We start from the raw sequence: 1,533 nt of genomic DNA, 5'->3' as shown, positions 1-1,533 counted from the left end.
TCCTCGCCGCGTTCGGGTGGTCGCTGTACGCGCTGTTCCTCGGTGACGCCGGGACGACCGGCATGCACATGACCTTCTCGTGGTTCGCGACCGATCCCGAGGCGAGCGACCTCTACCTCGAGGTCGCGTCGGCCGTCACGGTGTTCATCCTCGCGGGGCGGTACATGGAGGCCCGCGCGAAGCAGCAGTCCGGCGCCGCACTCCGGGCGCTGCTCGAACTCGGCGCGAAGGACGCCACGGTGCTGCGCGGGGGCACCGAGACGCGCGTGCCCGCCGCGTCCCTCGTCGTCGGCGACGTCGTGGTCGTCCGGCCGGGGGAGCGGATCCCGAGCGACGGCACCGTGCGCGAGGGCACGTCGGCCGTCGACCGCAGCATGCTCACCGGCGAGTCCGTACCGGTCGAGGTCCACGACGGCGACGACGTCACCGGCGCCACGATCAACGTCGGCGGTCGGCTCGTCGTCGCGATCACCCGGGTCGGGGCCGACACCGAACTCGCCCGGATGGGGCGGCTCATCGAGGACGCGCAGACCGGGAAGGCCGACGTCCAGCGCCTCGCCGACCGGGTGTCCGGGGTCTTCGTGCCGATCGTCATCGGGCTCGCGGTGACGGCGTTCGTCGGGTGGCTCGTCCTCGGCGGATCCCTGACGGCCGCCTTCACCGCGGCGGTCGCGACGCTCATCATCGCCTGCCCCTGCGCGCTCGGCCTCGCGACCCCGACCGCGCTCCTGGTCGGGACCGGCCGGGGCTCGCAGCTCGGCATCCTGATCGGTGGCCCGCAGGTCCTCGAGCAGACCCACGGCGTCGACACGATCGTCCTCGACAAGACCGGGACGGTGACGACCGGGACGATGACCCTGCGTGCGGTCACGGGCACGCCCGGCACCGACGACGCCGAGGTCCTCCGGCTCGCCGCCGCGGTCGAGGACGGCTCCGAGCACCCCGTCGCCCGGGCGATCGTCGCGGCCGCCCGGACCCGAGGACTCGACGTCACCGGAGCGACGCAGTTCACCGCGACCCCCGGGGCCGGGGTCCAGGCGGTCGTCGACGGCGCGGTGGTCCTCGTCGGCACGACCGCGTGGCTCGAGACGTCGTGGTCCGTCGCCGTCCCGGAGACCGTGCTGCGTGCCGTCCGGGACGCCGAGTCCGACGGTGGCACCGCGGTGGTCGTCGCGACGGACGGCCGAGCACTCGGCGTGGTCGTCGTCGCCGACACCGTGAAGCCCGAGGCTGCGGACGCCGTCCGGCGCTTCCGGGAGCTCGGGCTGCACCCGGTGCTCCTCACCGGCGACAACGAGGGCGCTGCACGCGCCGTCGCCGCCGCGGTCGGCATCGACGAGGTGCACGCCCGCGCCACCCCGGCCTCGAAGCTCGACACCGTCCGCCGCCTGCAGGCCGATGGCCGACACGTCGCGATGGTGGGTGACGGCGTGAACGACGCCGCGGCCCTCGCGGCGGCCGATCTCGGGATCGCGATGGGCGCCGGGACCGACGCCGCGATCGCGGCGAGCGACATCACGGTGGTGAGCGGTC

General features: G+C 74.6%; 1 protein-coding gene. It reads left to right on the top strand.

What is annotated here, in order from left to right:
- Positions 1-1,533 (top strand): heavy metal translocating P-type ATPase (locus I5E_RS13895; protein WP_022907518.1); only part of this gene is annotated, 1,533 nt, incomplete at both ends.

The sequence above is a fragment of the Curtobacterium sp. B18 genome, from assembly GCF_000333375.1.
GTDB lineage: Bacteria > Actinomycetota > Actinomycetes > Actinomycetales > Microbacteriaceae > Curtobacterium.
The sequence above is the reverse complement of the archived record's forward strand: the minus strand, read 5'-3'. Positions and strand labels throughout refer to the sequence as shown.